Raw genomic sequence first — 14,345 nt, forward strand, 5'->3', positions numbered from 1 at the left:
ACTGAGTGTGTGTCGAGGAAAGAAGAACTTTTCGAAGCCGTGCGAGAGCGACAAGAGACACGATCGGTCAGGGATCAGTGACGGCAACTGCTCCGCCTGGGATATCAGTCCAGCAGCTGCTGATGTTTTTCTGGTCACAGGTTTTTGCTGTTTTGGGCCCCATTAGCTTACGCGTCTTTTCGAGATTCTCGGGTGTAACCCGCTCGCCTCGTACCTTGTTGTCTCTCCAGCCACAGAAGAATCGCTTGTCCGCATCCTCGACATTTCGGCGGACTTGGGCAACGTCGTGAGGCCCAGCTTTTTGGCTCGGTACAGCGGTTGCTGGGATGTGAGAGTTGAAGCCGGCAAGAAAGCCTCCCGGTGAAAAAGAGTTGTTGGGATCCCACTTCAGGCCGAGCAGGTTGCAGAGCATCGCGTAGTCAGCCTTGTCCAACTGTGGATGCACCACACGGAAGCCGGACTGCACCTGGAACTCGAAAGATAGGTTGTGCCCTTGGGCGCCGAACAGGAGCGCGTAGGGGGTTTCGTCTATCAGGAACATGACGTCAAAGGTCAAGGGACCTCGCGTATAGCTGAATCGATACCGGCTAATACTTTGCGCACGCATGCTGTTGAAGAGGTCGCGTAGCCTGTCGAGTACTACCACTGCCATATGTCTGTTCCAAGAGTGTTCGAAAGTACCACTCACCTTGTCAGCTTTTTACTTGTTATGAAAGCGAGGCAAAGCGCCGCAACGTCACGAATGTAAATAATTGCGCAGCGACTTTCTAAACGACTCCCATGGCCAACCATTGAACCGCCCCGGCTACGCCTACAGCAAAGCGGAGGTGCTGCTGACGGATTTGCGCCCGCGTGGGGAGTTCATAGGCGAAGCGGCCCCGGATACAGATGTCTGCATTGGGTCGTAAGCGGGCGCTGATGGCGGGCGCTTCCACCCATCAGTGTATGGCCGAGCTGAGGGACGGCTCCCCGCCTGGCTTGCGCTGACACCCCAGCATTGTCGTTACGATGACCAAGCGCACATGTACATCCGAAACGGATGAAGGGCATCCGTGTAGGTGTTCTGCTCGCCCCTTGTAAACTACTTTTTTCACTGTTAACCACAGTAGTTAACAGTGAAAAAAAGTGGTTTACAGAGACGTCCTGAATGTCTCGAACTGGGCCCTCTTGAGGCTCCCTCACAGGTACTGAAAATTAGCGACTGTGACATCACGTCTGGTAAATTCAGTACAAATTCCTCTGCAGCCCACGAGAATCGGCGCTTCTCAGAAACCGCGAATTTAGCTGCTGCGGACGAAAGGATTGTAATATTAATAGCGCAGTGTGACATGGAGCACCGATGACCAGCGTCTATGACCGCCTTGAGGAGAATGGTCCCTGCCTTTCCAGTGAGCTCGTCGCTGCAATGGTGGAGGAGGAGGGAATCACTGCCGTTGCCGCGAGGAAACGAGTCAGTCGCGCTGACGAACGTATTGGCCGGGTCTATAACCTTTTCCCGCGTAACACCGTATTCCTGTACATAAAGGCTCATTTCGGCTCTGACGACTACTGGCTGAAACTCACGGATGCGTTGCTTAAAGCCAATGCTGCGTATGGAAAAGCCCTTGCAGCACTGATGGAAAGGGGCGGCATTGTGGCCGAGCCATTTTTTCACATTGCCTGTGGCGCACCAGATCGGCTGAAAAAACACATCTCCAGCTCCACGATGATTGAGCAATTGCTCCGCGCCCAGCTTTTAGAGAGGCAGTACCTCCCCGGCTCAGGTAACTGTATTGCTCTGGCAAAAGGGGCCGGCATGTACGATGGAGCGACTTCCACGCTCAGAGCGAGAACCGCCGCGGAGGATATCTTCCTAGCCGGCTTTGAAACCTGGTGTAAAAATCTGGGATTGATCAGCTACGGGCTGGCCCAGCTGAGGAACCTCGAAGGGAAATCCCAACCCCAGGTGGGCACCTTCTATTGGGATATGACTGCTCCCTGCTACCTGTCTGGAATAAACCAGAGGAGATCTGATGGCGGGCAAAAGCAGGGTTTCGTAGTAGCAGACATCCTCTTTGACGTGGAAGTAACCGAAGCTGGCGTCCTGGCTTTTCTGACGAAGGTTGAGACCGTAAAGAGTCTCAACGTGGGGTCCTGCATCTGCTTCTTCATCGCTGAGAGCTATTCGAACGAGGCTTTCAATCTGCTAAAAACCAAGGGCATCGTCCCGGCTACACCAACTACCCTTTTCGGCAGAGATGTGGCGACAGCGCTGCGACTCTTGATTCAGACCCTCACGGAAGCCGGGCAGCAAGCCATTGATGCTGAAACCCTGGAAAAGCTATTTGCTGGCCTTCAAAAATTTGAAGGCGCTACAGGGAATCTCCGTGGGACCTTATTTGAATATTTCGTAGCGGATGTTGTTGGTCGGACCCGACACTGCCACCGGGTACGTCTGAACGAAAAAATCCGCAATCCCAGTGGGCAGGAAAGCGAGACGGATGTTCTTGTAGAAGGATTTGGCGAAACCATCTTTATCGAGTGTAAAGGTTACGCGCCATACGCCGTGCTATCAGAGGATGAGATCACTCGGTGGCTTACCGTCCGTATACCCAATACCTATAAGTACTGCCTAACCCACCATGACTGGAGAAATACTGCCATTCACTTCGAGCTCTGGACCACGGGAAAGATCTCTGAAAAATCCAAGCTGGAAATAGAGAAAATCGCGGGTTCTGTCAAGAAATATAGTGTATCAGTCAAATTTGTGAGTGACATTCAAGCCGAAGTGAAGACGACTGATGATAAAAAGCTGCAGCAAATTTTCAACCAGTATTTCGTTAACCACCCTCTGAGACAGTCAGAGCGAATGCACGTTGGCGCAGCAAAAAGCCTGTCCAAGCTTCCGGTTTGCGAATAGCTTGCTCGTCGTTATTTGGGAGAGGGAAGTAAAATGACTACAGTAGTAGCTTGGGCTGCTTACGACAACCGAGGTCCTACCTCAGTTTACATGGCATCGGACAGCCGAATTAGCTGGAATGGTAACACTGCATGGGACTACGCCAGAAAGGTTTTCTCATGCAGCAATTTCCCAGACCTGATCGCATACGTTGGTGAGGTTTTATTTACCGTTCAAGTTATTTCACAATGGGTGTCACTTTCAGATTCTGGTGAAGTATTTGAAAGGGATTCATCACCAGAGCAACGTTTTGAATCCCTATGCACCCTGGTCAAAAGGTCATTTGCCAGCTATCCGAAGCCACTTGCCCAAGATAATTTCTCGATAGTTTTTTGTTCACTAAACCAAACAAGAAATATATTCGTCGGAAAGCTTAATAGGAAAGATAGTCAGTGGTCCATCGAGCACCCGAAAATCCCAAATAAATCTGATTTAATTTTAGTCGAGGGAAGTGGCAAGTCCTCATTCACAGGCATTTATTCGAAATTCGAAAAAAGTGAGATCGGTAGAACAAGCCGCGCAGTATATAGCGCCTTTTGCATACATGTGGAAAAAGGCTTGGACAAAAGTACTGGCGCCCCACCACAACTGGCTGCCATATATAAAAAAGGCATTTCCAAGCCACTAGGAGTAGTATGGAAAGGGAAGTCTTACATTTTCGGAATTGAGGTGAGCGATTCCGAGAGACTAGGAATATCAGACTGGAGAAATTATTGCTTTGAACTGTGTGATGCCAGAACCTTGAAAATCAAGGTCGGCGCACAGCGTCAACCTATCCCTAAAGGACTTGAACTGGAGAAATTCGGCCTGGTAAAAGACTCTCTATGAAAGTCCTTTACCAGGCGGGATTCGCACCCACGACCTCTCATTCGTATACAATGAGCGCTCTACTAACTGAGCTACTGGTTCAGTGATAAAGCTATAAGAAAAACCAGGGCCTGTCAAGTAGACCATTAGCTGGGAATGGCTCGATCCTCTCTCGCAATTTTTATTAAGGTTATCCTATAGTTAATGGCAGGTGAAAAGTGCATATTTCATTTCAGATTCAATTTCAAGATCTGCATGCGTTCTTGGATCACTGGTCTTCAAAGTACAAATATAAAAATGATGAAAAATACACAAACAACATTGGGAATCCATTGACCGATGAGTCACTGAGAATACTTTTTGAGTGGAAAAATGGAATCGAAAATATCGCTAATTTGAAAGCTCAAAGCATCGCAAATAATTACACCACGTCCTTCAGGGGCGACCCGTCGGCCCGCTACCTAAGTCATCAGAAAAGTGGCAGCGCGATATGGAATATCTTTTACCTCCATTGCTTATCACCAAGTACATGGCCAATTTTCGATCAACATGTCTTCAGGGCTATGCGCTTTATGAAAACAGGGAGAATTCAAGAAATCCCAAAAACAAATAAGCAAAAGTACGAGGTCTATACACAAGAGTACATACCGTTCCTCAAAGTCTTTGATGGGATAGAACAAAGGAAAATTGACAAGGCACTTTTTGCGTTTGGCAGATTTCTGAAAACGGCAGCGAAGTACGCCTAACTTTTCAGCAGCTTAATATACTGAAGGCAGCGAGTTGGCATGCCTTTTGAGCAGAGGGCAGGCGTAGACCGTGGACCTGTTCTCCAATCCAGCTGTAGTAACCGGCAACGCTGTCTTTATCTCTGCGTAAGACCCCCGCGCCTTGGCCAGATCCTGGTGATCTTTACTGCGCACCAGAGGTTAGTTTTTCCAGCTCAAGCCTCCCCGAGCGCATGCCCTCATCGACCTCACTGCTTTGCCCAGGTAAGAAGGGCAAAGGTGTAAACATATTCTTTGCACTGTAAACTAGAATGGACTAGGTCAACTCGCGAGTAGCCATTAAAAATCAGACAGCCTGGAGTTCCAAAATATGCAGCCTCAGAAATCGATTCCAGTAGACCTTCCGGAACCTGAAATGGTAGAACCCTTCCTGAAACTGAGAGGGATCATGGAACAAAAATCATGTGATGGCGGCGATAGTTGAGTATGGTCGTGATGGCTGCGTAGACAAACTCCGTTGCGCTGTTGTTTTCGCGCACAATTCACGGGCATGCGAGCTGCAAGGGTTAGCTAAAGTGGCAGATCACCACCTTGCACGATAGGCGCTTTTGGCTACTCTGGAAGCCCCCGTCAAAAGAAGCGCAACTAGATACATGCCAAAATTTACGATACTGGCTAAACGGTCCCGTATACGAGCGTGACACAATTGAATGACTGCGCTACTGTCATAAATTAGGAGCAATTGTTATGAAAAAATGCACCATATTTGGGGACATGCAATCCGAGAGAACCGCTGATCAATACCCGACCGTGACCTTATGCAATGACTGCGTCAAGCAGGACAGATCGTCTAATGAAGACAGTAAAATTGTCACCCTTGGAGAGTATGATAAATCCTATGGCGACAGTTGTGAGTGGTGCGGGGTCACTGCCGAGGATGAAGACGCAGCGGTCACGGATAACCGCCTCTATCCTGATGCAATTTAGCTGCCATATTGATTTATGCTATCACTGCTAATGGGCAACTACTGACCAAGTCAAAGCTGAGATCCAGTCTAAATCAGAGTTTATTGGAAAAATACTCCTCAAAAGCGAAAGTATAGAGTCCGTGAGCAGAGTTCACATTTGGGTAGTCATAGACAAGCGCACGTTTTTTCCAACTCAGCAAACTGAGCAACTAGACCCGCATTGGTGGTGTACCTATAGCCTTCGGCTATATCGCTGGAAGCACTCTGTCCTAGTGCAATCTTCACTTTTACTCGCTGCAATAGGAAGCTGCTGCGGTATTTCTCATTTTCTTCGATAGCCCCGTCAACACACTCATTGGCGAGATCAAGAGCTTGGTCTAACTTACCAAGCCCGAGCTTCACCTGTGACAGATTATGGGCCAGCCAGATCCTGCCGCTGGTATCACTAATTGCCTCCAAGATGGTCTCAGACTCTGCATAGCGACCAAGTTTGTAAAGAGCCTCGCCCCATTTGCGCTTCTGATAAATGTTCGGAAACTTCAATGTCTCGAAAGCTTCCAGGGCTCTATTCAGGTAATCTACTTCGTTGTCGATGCCGGCTGCGAGCATCATGATTTCAGCATAGCTGCCGCGGCTTTGGTCATCATCCAGCATCAAAGGCGTTGGTTCGGGTAAGCGCTCCAATAAACTTTCGACGCGGTACGGTGCATGCCATACCAGTGCTCGAACAAAGCTCGCAACAGAATGATAGCCTTGCGGAATGCCCAAGGAGGCACTGTGCAGTGCCTCCTTAAGAAACAGCTCCTCATGCTGTTCAATGAGGTCGCCTGCCCAGTTTTGACGAGCTCCGTTGAGTGCATCTCCTAGTGCCATCATTATTGATGGAGAAACGCTGCCGCCCTCCAACTTCGTAGCAATTATTTCGGACGCATATCGTTTGGCTGCTTCGAAGCCTTGCGGCCTGCGGCCGACAGATCGCACGAGTTGAAGTTTGGAGTCGTTTAGCGCGTAAGTGGCAACTACCTCCTCGAATAGGCGCTCGGCTGCCACATGCTTCCCTAGGTTGCGAAGCGTCTTAGCATGATGGTGCTTAATTTCGGCAATTTGCTTAGCACTTAGACCGACGATAGCTTCAAGATCCGTATAGGCTTGTAACACTCTGCTCAGCCATGCCCCGGCGGCTACTTCCCCGGACGTTTGCCAAAGGTAGCGTTCTCTCGCCTCAATAGTTTGGAGGACAACTAAGATGTCTACCTCATGATGAGTTGCACTTAGCGATCTGAGCCTTCGCGCTTCATCCAGCGGGTCAGGTAACAAATGCACTGGAATGGCGCTACCTGTCCAGGTCATGGCTACTGCATAGAGATATGCGGGACGACGATCGCCGTTCGCAACGTTGCTAGAAATTTTTCGTCGTAACTGAGAGGCAATCAGTTGCAGACCATGCCCGTCATCGCGAATCTGCTGAAGAATAAAAGACTCGAGGTGTCCGTCAATTTCTTTGGCCCTCTCATCAGTCAACCAATTGAGTGATTTCAGGGCTGCAAAGACGATGTCGTGAATGCGAAGTGATGCCGGACTTTCGGGTGCAGTGAGGCCATGATGTTCGAAAGATCTCAAACGCAACCGCCCGACAACATGTTTGAAGAAGTCGCGATCACAATGGCTCTGACCCGCCCATTGAAAAAGGCACAGCTCCTCTTCAAGTACCGGTTTCAATCGTCCGAGAATACGGTCTGCAAGCCGTACACCATCTACTGGCAGCTTTGCGACGTGGGTACAGTCATCTGCCAACTCACTCCATGACACGCCTTCGCGGGCGGCAGTATTGAGTAGCGCCAAGCTAAGCGGGTGCCCACCCACAGAGCGCCATATGGTGTTGAATTGCTTTCGAGGCGGCGGCGCATCGAGCCCCCTACCAAGCAATGTGCGGGCCTGTTGAGCATCCATTGTAGGCATGACGTAGGCTCCAGATGATGGATGCTGCCGAGTAATCAAAATCCGTGAATCGGGTCCGCACAAATCAGCGAGCTGGTGGACGGCGAGACTGGGACTAGCATCATCTACGACGAGAAAAGTGCTGTTTTTACGCAGCAGCGCGCTAACGTTCCGCTCGGCACCACCTCGACGAACTGGAACCGAAGACAATCGCTCGACGCTGTCGATATCCCGACCGCTTACCCAAAACCGATAATGAAAACGGTCCTCAATGCGCAGCAAATACGCAGCGGCCGCTTGGGACTTTCCAATACCGCCAATTCCACAAATCTCGACGCACGCCTCGGTCTCAAGTCGACGGTCCAGCTCTTTGTTTACAAATTCATTCTCAACATAAACCGGACTCAGTGAAGGCGCCTTCAACGATGCCGGATGGTCATCGCGAATTTCGGCCAAGACTGGCAGATGCTGCGCCAGATCGTCGATCGCATCGTCGCGGAGCATTAGCGTATCAATGATGACCTCGGCGATGGAGCGGCTGTCCATCAGGTGGAGGCGTCTTCCTGACATTCGGTCCTCCTGAAGGGCCTTACCCACCATCGCCTCTATTACGCCAGTCTCAGCGCGCTGCGAACTCAGGAGGTAAATATCCTTGGCACGTGGTGCAAGCAATAGTGAGTGGTCAAGATCGCCCCAGGGCTTTTGCATCGTGCCAGAAAAGTAGCCCTTCAAGATCGAGGCCTCGACGACGATGGTGCCGTCTTCGGAGACAGCATCCAACGCCCCCCCAACTGGGCTGCCATTCACCGCCGAACCTCGCTGTACCAGACGGATATCTAGCATACGTTCAACTAAAACCACTCCGAACCGCTCGAAGAGCGGACCCGGCGCCAAAATGCTAAGCGAGTCAATCACACGCTGTATCAGCAGATTACGTGTCAGGGAATTCATGAACGGTTCCGGCTAAAATCGGGAAGGCGGATCAGAGGTCAATCAGTTGGTTGGCGATGCATTAGTTAACAACGGTTCAACCAATAGCCAAACATCGTGTGCAACGTCCAACGGCGATTGATCACCATTGATGACATGACATCGCTCCGGGTTCTCGCGAGCGGTGTCCAGTAACCCGCTTCGGATAGCTGCGAAGTCCCGAGTCTTTTCTGCCGGATCGAGGTCACCATTGCGCCGCTCCCGCCGATACCTGGCAACTTCAATTGGAAGGTCGAGAATGATCGTTAAATCTGGCATCGTTGTACCGACGACGACCTCACATGTCGCCCTGAACAACCGACCAAGATCCACATCAGAAACCGCGACCTGAAACGCGTATGTCGAGTCAATAAAGCGATCGGAGACAACCCATTGGCCGTTGGCCAACGCGGGCTGGATTACACTCCGCACATGGTCAAATCGCGCAGCGCTTACCAGCAGGAGCTGTTCTGCCGGAACGAGGTCAAGGCCGGGATTGGTCAGAATTGCTCGGACGGCCATGCCCAATTGGCCACCATCCGGCTCTTTGGTCTGTAGAACTGGTTGGCCGATCCTCTTAAGATGCTCGACCAGTAACCTGACTTGCTCGGTCTTACCGCTACCGTCTATGCCTTCGAAGCTTACAAATGGCATGGCATCCCTTCCTTCAGAATTAAGCACATAGTGGGACTAAGTGAAGCGTTCGAACACAGTTGCGTTCATCTCTGCAGGTATGCTAACGCCTAAGAAGCGCGATCATATCCTTGCGCGCCGGCAGTTATATCTTAACTATGGCGCATTGTCGCTGGCGACGATCCTAGATGCTATGGGGACCGAGACAGTTCTGGTACATGGCGAGCACAGAGGGCCCGCCGAGGTGCTCCGCAGTCTACTCGAACAAGGCGTGCTACCGTCTCGGTATCCGATAATGCTATCAATTCCCAGCTTCTACGCTCTGCCGTGGGCGCAGGAGTTTTGCCGGCTCGCACGTAGTACAGATCCAGATGCTAAGATCATTGTCGGTGGACGTTGGGTGGTTGGGCCAGATCCCGACTGGTTACGCGAGAAACTACCCGAGGCAGATCTGCTGATCTCAGGGCTGGCTGAACCGCAAATCGCCAGCCTGCTCACTAGCGCGCCTGACTTAAGGATCCTACCAGCTCCACGACCAGATATTGCCCTGAACCATACGCTGGTATCAGGCTTTGAGCGTTATCAACCCAGTATTGAAGCCTCGCGCGGGTGTGGTATGGGTTGCGCATTCTGCGAAGAGCGGGATATCCCTTTGGAAAAGCTGGGTGCCCCAGACCAGGTCGCCAGTGCTCTAGCAGCAGTTGTTGCTCAGTACAGCACTAGCGAGATCCGTCCTTATTTTCAATCTTCAATGTTCGTCCCCAATGTGAAATGGGGTACTGGCCTTGCGAACGCATTTAGGGCTTCTGGTCTAAACATTCACTGGCGTACGGAGAGCCGCGTAGATGTGCTTACCCCTGAGACTATCGCCTGTCTCGCCGAGGCAGGATTGAGGGTGCTTGACCTGGGGCTTGAGACAGCATCGCCCACTCAGATCCTGAACATGAACAAATCGCAACATCCGGATCGCTATCTAAATAAAGCGTCGACATTATTGAAAGCGTGTAACGATCACGGAATCGCCACCAAGGTAAACATTTTGCTTTATGCTGGTGAGACGACGAAAACTTTTGATGAAACGCGTTCGTTTCTAGACGACCATAAGGGCTCAATTGCCGGAGTATCGGTTGGTCCAGTCGTCGCTTACGGGCCGCCAAAAACCGCAGACATCCTTCTGCGTGACTGGTACAGAAGCGGTGCCATGCCTGTAGATCCGGACAGCGCGTACAAGTGTGGTATATCTACGATGCACCTCAGCCGTGACTTTGACGCACAATCGGCTGAGTTTGCGTCGCTGGAACTGTCCAGGCGGTACATGGATACGGAAGCTTATTTCAATTTGAAAAGTTTTTCCTACTACCCACGTGACTACTCGCGTGCAGACTTTGATCGCGATGTTGCCGCAAGCGATGAATCTCAGTTGCCGTTTCGGACATCCTAGCCTCTGTACGAAATCCCGAGAAACCCAATCGGCGCCCTTCTGACGCTGAAATTCAGTAGGATTTGCGACATCTCTTTTCGTACAGAACCTAGTGATCCTGCTCTAGGCGGGAGGTGTTAACCACTTTTTTCACTGTTAACCACTGTGGTTTACAGTGAAAAAAGTGGTTAACACGCCGTGGTCCCAAGTCCAGCACCTGATTCAGAAATATGTGATCGATTTCGTTTCATACGTCGGTCCGGCTACCGCTGCTCAGCCGATTCGTGGCTACCGCCAGGGATCAGGCAGCAGTATTTCTTCTCTTCCCTTCTCAATTTCCATGCTCAACACTGACACGAGAGTTTCCGCCACTGTTTCCCAGTGCGCAGCTTTGGCCTTGTACTGGTCAACATCAGTCCAGCCACCTCGCTCTGCGTTCAGTGCAGCGACAGCAGAGGTAGATGACAGCTCACAAGCGGCCCCGTATGCAGCCAGTAAACGGCGATTCTGAGGTGTATCAGGCCATTCCTGGTTCTGTTCGAAGTCATGTCTGCTGATTGCGTGGGTGCTTCCTGCTAACGACAAGGTCGACATATCTGTACTCCTTCCATGATGGAGTGCGCTTAGGCAGGGCTGGCGATGCCCCCCCATTTAAGCCAAGTACACGAACGAAGTATTTCTAGTGCCGCTTGTCACTGGGATATCTGCCAGCGCTGGACATGCTTAGGGAAAGTGGCGAGCTTCAGAAGCCACTCTCGCATCCCCCTGGTGGAGAAGCTATTGCCGTATCGGCTCGCAACGTCAGCGCTCGCCCATCCGTCAATGCCCTTACGGATGTCGTCAAAGCACTGAATTTCCCTGAGGCGGTCAAACCTGCGGTAGGTCCAACAGATCTCCCAGTTCCTCCCGTGCCAACTTCACCCTATCCAATCTGCGATAAGGATGATCAGAAGGCATCCGGATAAGGGATTCAAACCTCGCCGGATCGAATGTAATGACGTCCCTGTGAATGTGCTCAAGCTCCCCTTTGTGAGGTTGCGACACAACAAACTCCATGCTCTCCAGAAGTCCTGACGCTTCGTTATCTTTGACGATCCGGTGGCGGATGAAGCTCATCTTGAGATCGAAGTAGGTGCCCTTCGAACCTGAAAGCTTTCTCGACTCCAACCGACCGTTAGCGTTGATTTCTGCCCCTGGGGATCTGAAGCTACGTTGCGCTATTCGATACTGAGCTTGAGACCGCGGTGGGCCGCACGGCTACGTCGAGAAGGGGAGGCGTGATCCAGTGAAGCACCAGTGCTGTCAGAACGCTTGAGATGGTGTTGACAGCTATCGCGACGAGAGCATACGCATTTTTGGAGCATCCATTTTTTGAAGTGGACCTCTATTTAATGCGCACAAACTGTGTGTCACCACCACCTCAAGAAAATTTCGTCACACCCCAGAATGGGAATTCACGTTCGGGCTGCATCACGTTTTATCTCGTGCCAGAAGCCCTCGGCAGCGCTATCAGCTGGCGAGCCAAGACTCGACTACGTCGGCACCATACTCGTTTTTCCAGGCTTTGAGTGTGCGCTGATTACCACCCTTGGTTTCAACAATCTCACCACTGTGTGGATTCTTGTAGACCTTCACCACACGTGCTTTACGAAGTGCCTTCGGGGCAATCGAAGCGGACGCCACCGCTTGCGGATCGAGGATCATCACCACTTGCCGCAGACCGTAACCGTACTCGTTGAGCAGGGCGCGAAGCTTCGTTTCGAATTCCATTTCCTGCTTCAAGGAAGAGTCATTTTTTAGCGCTTCCAGCTCGGCCAGTTGGGCTGCGAGCTGTTGTTCGAGTAAGCGAAATTCAGCGAGACGGGACATAGGATTCTCCAGATGATGTTAGGTGATTTTAGCAACCAAAAAAGAGAGCTTGCTAACTATCTTGATCCCACATGCTTGAATCGGCTATCGCGAGGCTGAGCGATCGGCGTGGATAAAAGGGTGGTGGCGTCTGGGTCATCACTCTGCATCGCCTCACCCATTAGGTATTCAATCAGTTTTTTGCTTCTCACCCATACGTACTGCCGGCATGCTGCATTTGGTATGGTTGGTCCCGCAACGGGGCGAAACCTAGCCTCCCAAAGGAGTTTGAACGCTTCCTTGGTCGACGTTTCCAGGTACACAGCGATCTCCGGTCCCAAGATGTAGCCTCGCCTGAATCTTTCGATCGCTTGGGGCTTAACCACCAGTTGCGTACGCCTGCCGTATTCGACGTTGGTGCTCCAAAGCAGGCCAAGCCGAACAAACGCGTAAGCGCATTCTTCTTTAACACCCAATAGCGCAGCTGCTTTGACCACCGATAAACCGGGTAGGGTTAAGCCCTTGCCCCCTGTTCGGGCTTGTTGCCACGATGCAAACTCTTGCGCCTTGAGTAACCACGCCCCCACACCAACCGGGCCAGTCTCGGCCTGTCGGTAAGCACGAAGTTCACCTGCACGTATTGCCTGAACCAACTCGACCAACCCCCCCCCCTTGGGCAGAGAATGCTTGGCCAAGTAGTTGATCGTCACCAGACTCTGGTCAGTGCTGGTGGGCAGCTTCTCATCAATCATTTCGTTGATCGAGCGGCGGTCAATGAGCCACCTTTCGCCTGGGCGCGGTTCTCCACCAAAGAACTGGAGGGTACCGGCAGCCAGCAGCTGCCTAACCCGTGTGTGACAGAGGCTTAGTAAATTCACGGTTTGTTTCATATCAACCGCGCCCTGGATTTGCTGCGAGATTACCTTCAACTGATCCAAGTCCACGACCGTAAAAACACGATCTTCATGGGGCTTCTCCCGATAGGCGATTTGTCCCTGCTGATGGAGGCGTTTTACGACTGATACCCCGAGACCACAAGCTTCAGCAGCAGAAGCGAAGGAGACCCAACGATGTCTCTCAATCGTCTCCTCCCTCAAATTGCGATTTCGCTTCGCTAACGGTGCTTCCCACGCATGCTGCAGAAATGATTCGAACTCTCGACGAAGAAAGTCAAAACAAGGGTCATCCAGATCACGGTGGATGTCGTGGTATATCGGGCCGAACGATCTGCTGAGCGTCCAATGTTCGTTATCGGAATGGACTGCCTTGAGGCCACTCAGCAGTTCTCTGAATGCGAGAGGCCAGTTCATGAGAACCACGCCCGCCGCGTTTGCCATAAGCCGCGATATCTCTAGCGAACCTGAATCAGCAACCTTCAGCGGCTGGGTTCTTTCCGTAGGCAAACTTCTGACAGCGAGACGCGATGACAACTCGTGAAACTGTTCGTAGGTGAGGGCAGCCAATCCCGCGTCAGTTGGCAACGCTTCGGCGTAAAACCTATCTTCAAAGCCAGAGGTGAGCCAGGCGGCTGTACCACTCGCCGGCGCGATCTCAAAACTGGTCCCGCACAAAGAGGTGCCACACGCTTGGCAACAATTCGCACTCATCGCGCTTGGATCGGTTTCCTTCAAACAGTTGGGGCACCGCCCGTGGAGTTCAGTGCCGTGGACAGAACATGTCGTAACCAGCGTCAAGCCCCAGCTTTCTCTCCAATAACCGGCTTCGCTCAAACAGATCGGACAGTAACGCGCGTGATGAGTCGTCCATAGCTTGACCCCTTTAGGCTTAGGATCACGAAACTCAGCAGCGACCGTAGGCCAGCTCAGTGGTCCCTCCATCATCTGCAGCCAGTCCGCAACATCAGTCTCGTCGGCTCGTGCAAAGGCTGTGAGCAGTTCCTTTCTGGGTAATCCGTTGGCTTTCGCCAAGCGCTGCAGGTACCCCAAAAGACTTTCGTCGTGGTGTGGTCGTGGGTTGATTAAAAGACCAAACATTCCTATACATCCATGAAATCGAAGACATAAAAATCGAGGGAGTAGAGCCGGGCTAATAAGCCCGGCCCGTGGCCGTCAGGTATTGCTCCCTTCGAACGTCTCAAA

10 protein-coding genes are annotated in these 14,345 nt (G+C 51.5%); 4 read left to right on the plus strand and 6 right to left on the minus strand.

What is annotated here, in order from left to right; genetic code table 11:
* Positions 1 to 67 precede the first annotated feature (67 nt).
* Positions 68 to 652, minus strand: coding sequence for a DUF6037 family protein (locus ACF8SD_RS02555; RefSeq protein WP_104963015.1), 585 nt, complete (start codon positions 650 to 652; stop codon positions 68 to 70).
* Positions 653 to 1,339: 687 nt separating this feature from the next.
* Between ACF8SD_RS02555 and ACF8SD_RS02560 the strand changes: the two genes are divergently transcribed.
* The 3 genes from ACF8SD_RS02560 to ACF8SD_RS02570 all read left to right on the plus strand — a co-directional run bounded on the left by ACF8SD_RS02560 (position 1,340) and on the right by ACF8SD_RS02570 (position 4,491).
* A complete protein-coding gene (locus tag ACF8SD_RS02560; RefSeq protein ID WP_104963016.1) occupies positions 1,340 to 2,899 on the plus strand; it encodes a hypothetical protein in 1,560 nt (519 codons plus the stop codon).
* A gap of 33 nt (positions 2,900 to 2,932) precedes the next feature.
* Complete coding sequence (locus tag ACF8SD_RS02565) at positions 2,933 to 3,766, plus strand: hypothetical protein (RefSeq protein ID WP_153670604.1); 834 nt, start codon at positions 2,933 to 2,935, stop codon at positions 3,764 to 3,766.
* Between the two features lie 197 nt (positions 3,767 to 3,963).
* The gene (locus ACF8SD_RS02570) at positions 3,964 to 4,491 is read left to right on the plus strand and encodes a hypothetical protein (protein WP_104963017.1); all 528 of its coding nucleotides are present in this window, start codon (positions 3,964 to 3,966) and stop codon (positions 4,489 to 4,491) included.
* A 1,112-nt stretch (positions 4,492 to 5,603) separates the two neighbouring features.
* Here the strand turns inward: ACF8SD_RS02570 and ACF8SD_RS02575 are convergent.
* Positions 5,604 to 8,327: a tetratricopeptide repeat protein gene (locus ACF8SD_RS02575; RefSeq protein ID WP_104963019.1), complete on the minus strand. Its 2,724-nt coding sequence runs from the start codon at positions 8,325 to 8,327 to the stop codon at positions 5,604 to 5,606.
* A gap of 42 nt (positions 8,328 to 8,369) precedes the next feature.
* A complete protein-coding gene (gene tmk, locus ACF8SD_RS02580) occupies positions 8,370 to 8,999 on the minus strand; it encodes a dTMP kinase (protein ID WP_104963020.1) in 630 nt (209 codons plus the stop codon).
* A gap of 40 nt (positions 9,000 to 9,039) precedes the next feature.
* Here tmk and ACF8SD_RS02585 point away from each other — a divergent pair, with 40 nt between their 5' ends.
* Positions 9,040 to 10,419 carry a B12-binding domain-containing radical SAM protein gene (locus ACF8SD_RS02585; protein ID WP_392483525.1) on the plus strand — a complete coding sequence of 460 codons (1,380 nt, stop codon included), beginning with the start codon at positions 9,040 to 9,042 and terminating at the stop codon, positions 10,417 to 10,419.
* Between the two features lie 267 nt (positions 10,420 to 10,686).
* On the opposite strand, the gene ACF8SD_RS02590 is transcribed toward ACF8SD_RS02585, so the two are convergent.
* The 3 genes from ACF8SD_RS02590 to ACF8SD_RS02600 all read right to left on the minus strand — a co-directional run bounded on the left by ACF8SD_RS02590 (position 10,687) and on the right by ACF8SD_RS02600 (position 14,240).
* The gene (locus ACF8SD_RS02590) at positions 10,687 to 10,992 is read right to left on the minus strand and encodes a hypothetical protein (RefSeq protein WP_104963022.1); all 306 of its coding nucleotides are present in this window, start codon (positions 10,990 to 10,992) and stop codon (positions 10,687 to 10,689) included.
* Positions 10,993 to 11,907: 915 nt separating this feature from the next.
* Positions 11,908 to 12,267, minus strand: coding sequence for a histone-like nucleoid-structuring protein, MvaT/MvaU family (locus tag ACF8SD_RS02595; RefSeq protein ID WP_104963023.1), 360 nt, complete (start codon positions 12,265 to 12,267; stop codon positions 11,908 to 11,910).
* A gap of 56 nt (positions 12,268 to 12,323) precedes the next feature.
* Positions 12,324 to 14,240, minus strand: coding sequence for a TniQ family protein (locus ACF8SD_RS02600; RefSeq protein ID WP_104963024.1), 1,917 nt, complete (start codon positions 14,238 to 14,240; stop codon positions 12,324 to 12,326).
* Between the last annotated feature and the right edge of the window lie 105 nt (positions 14,241 to 14,345).

Source organism: Pseudomonas sp. CJQ_9 (assembly GCF_043106615.1).
In the GTDB taxonomy this organism is placed as follows: Bacteria; Pseudomonadota; Gammaproteobacteria; order Pseudomonadales; family Pseudomonadaceae; genus Aquipseudomonas; species Aquipseudomonas juntendi.

Bases quoted from the DNA above. Each gene is read 5' to 3' on its own strand.
- ACF8SD_RS02555 (WP_104963015.1), bottom strand. From the start codon at position 652: ATGGCAGTGGTAGTACTCGACAGGCTACGCGACCTCTTCAACAGCATG.
- ACF8SD_RS02560 (WP_104963016.1), top strand. From the start codon at position 1,340: ATGACCAGCGTCTATGACCGCCTTGAGGAGAATGGTCCCTGCCTTTCC.
- ACF8SD_RS02565 (WP_153670604.1), top strand. From the start codon at position 2,933: ATGACTACAGTAGTAGCTTGGGCTGCTTACGACAACCGAGGTCCTACC.
- ACF8SD_RS02575 (WP_104963019.1), bottom strand. From the start codon at position 8,327: ATGAATTCCCTGACACGTAATCTGCTGATACAGCGTGTGATTGACTCG.
- tmk (WP_104963020.1), bottom strand. From the start codon at position 8,999: ATGCCATTTGTAAGCTTCGAAGGCATAGACGGTAGCGGTAAGACCGAG.
- ACF8SD_RS02590 (WP_104963022.1), bottom strand. From the start codon at position 10,992: ATGTCGACCTTGTCGTTAGCAGGAAGCACCCACGCAATCAGCAGACAT.
- ACF8SD_RS02595 (WP_104963023.1), bottom strand. From the start codon at position 12,267: ATGTCCCGTCTCGCTGAATTTCGCTTACTCGAACAACAGCTCGCAGCC.
- ACF8SD_RS02600 (WP_104963024.1), bottom strand. From the start codon at position 14,240: ATGTTTGGTCTTTTAATCAACCCACGACCACACCACGACGAAAGTCTT.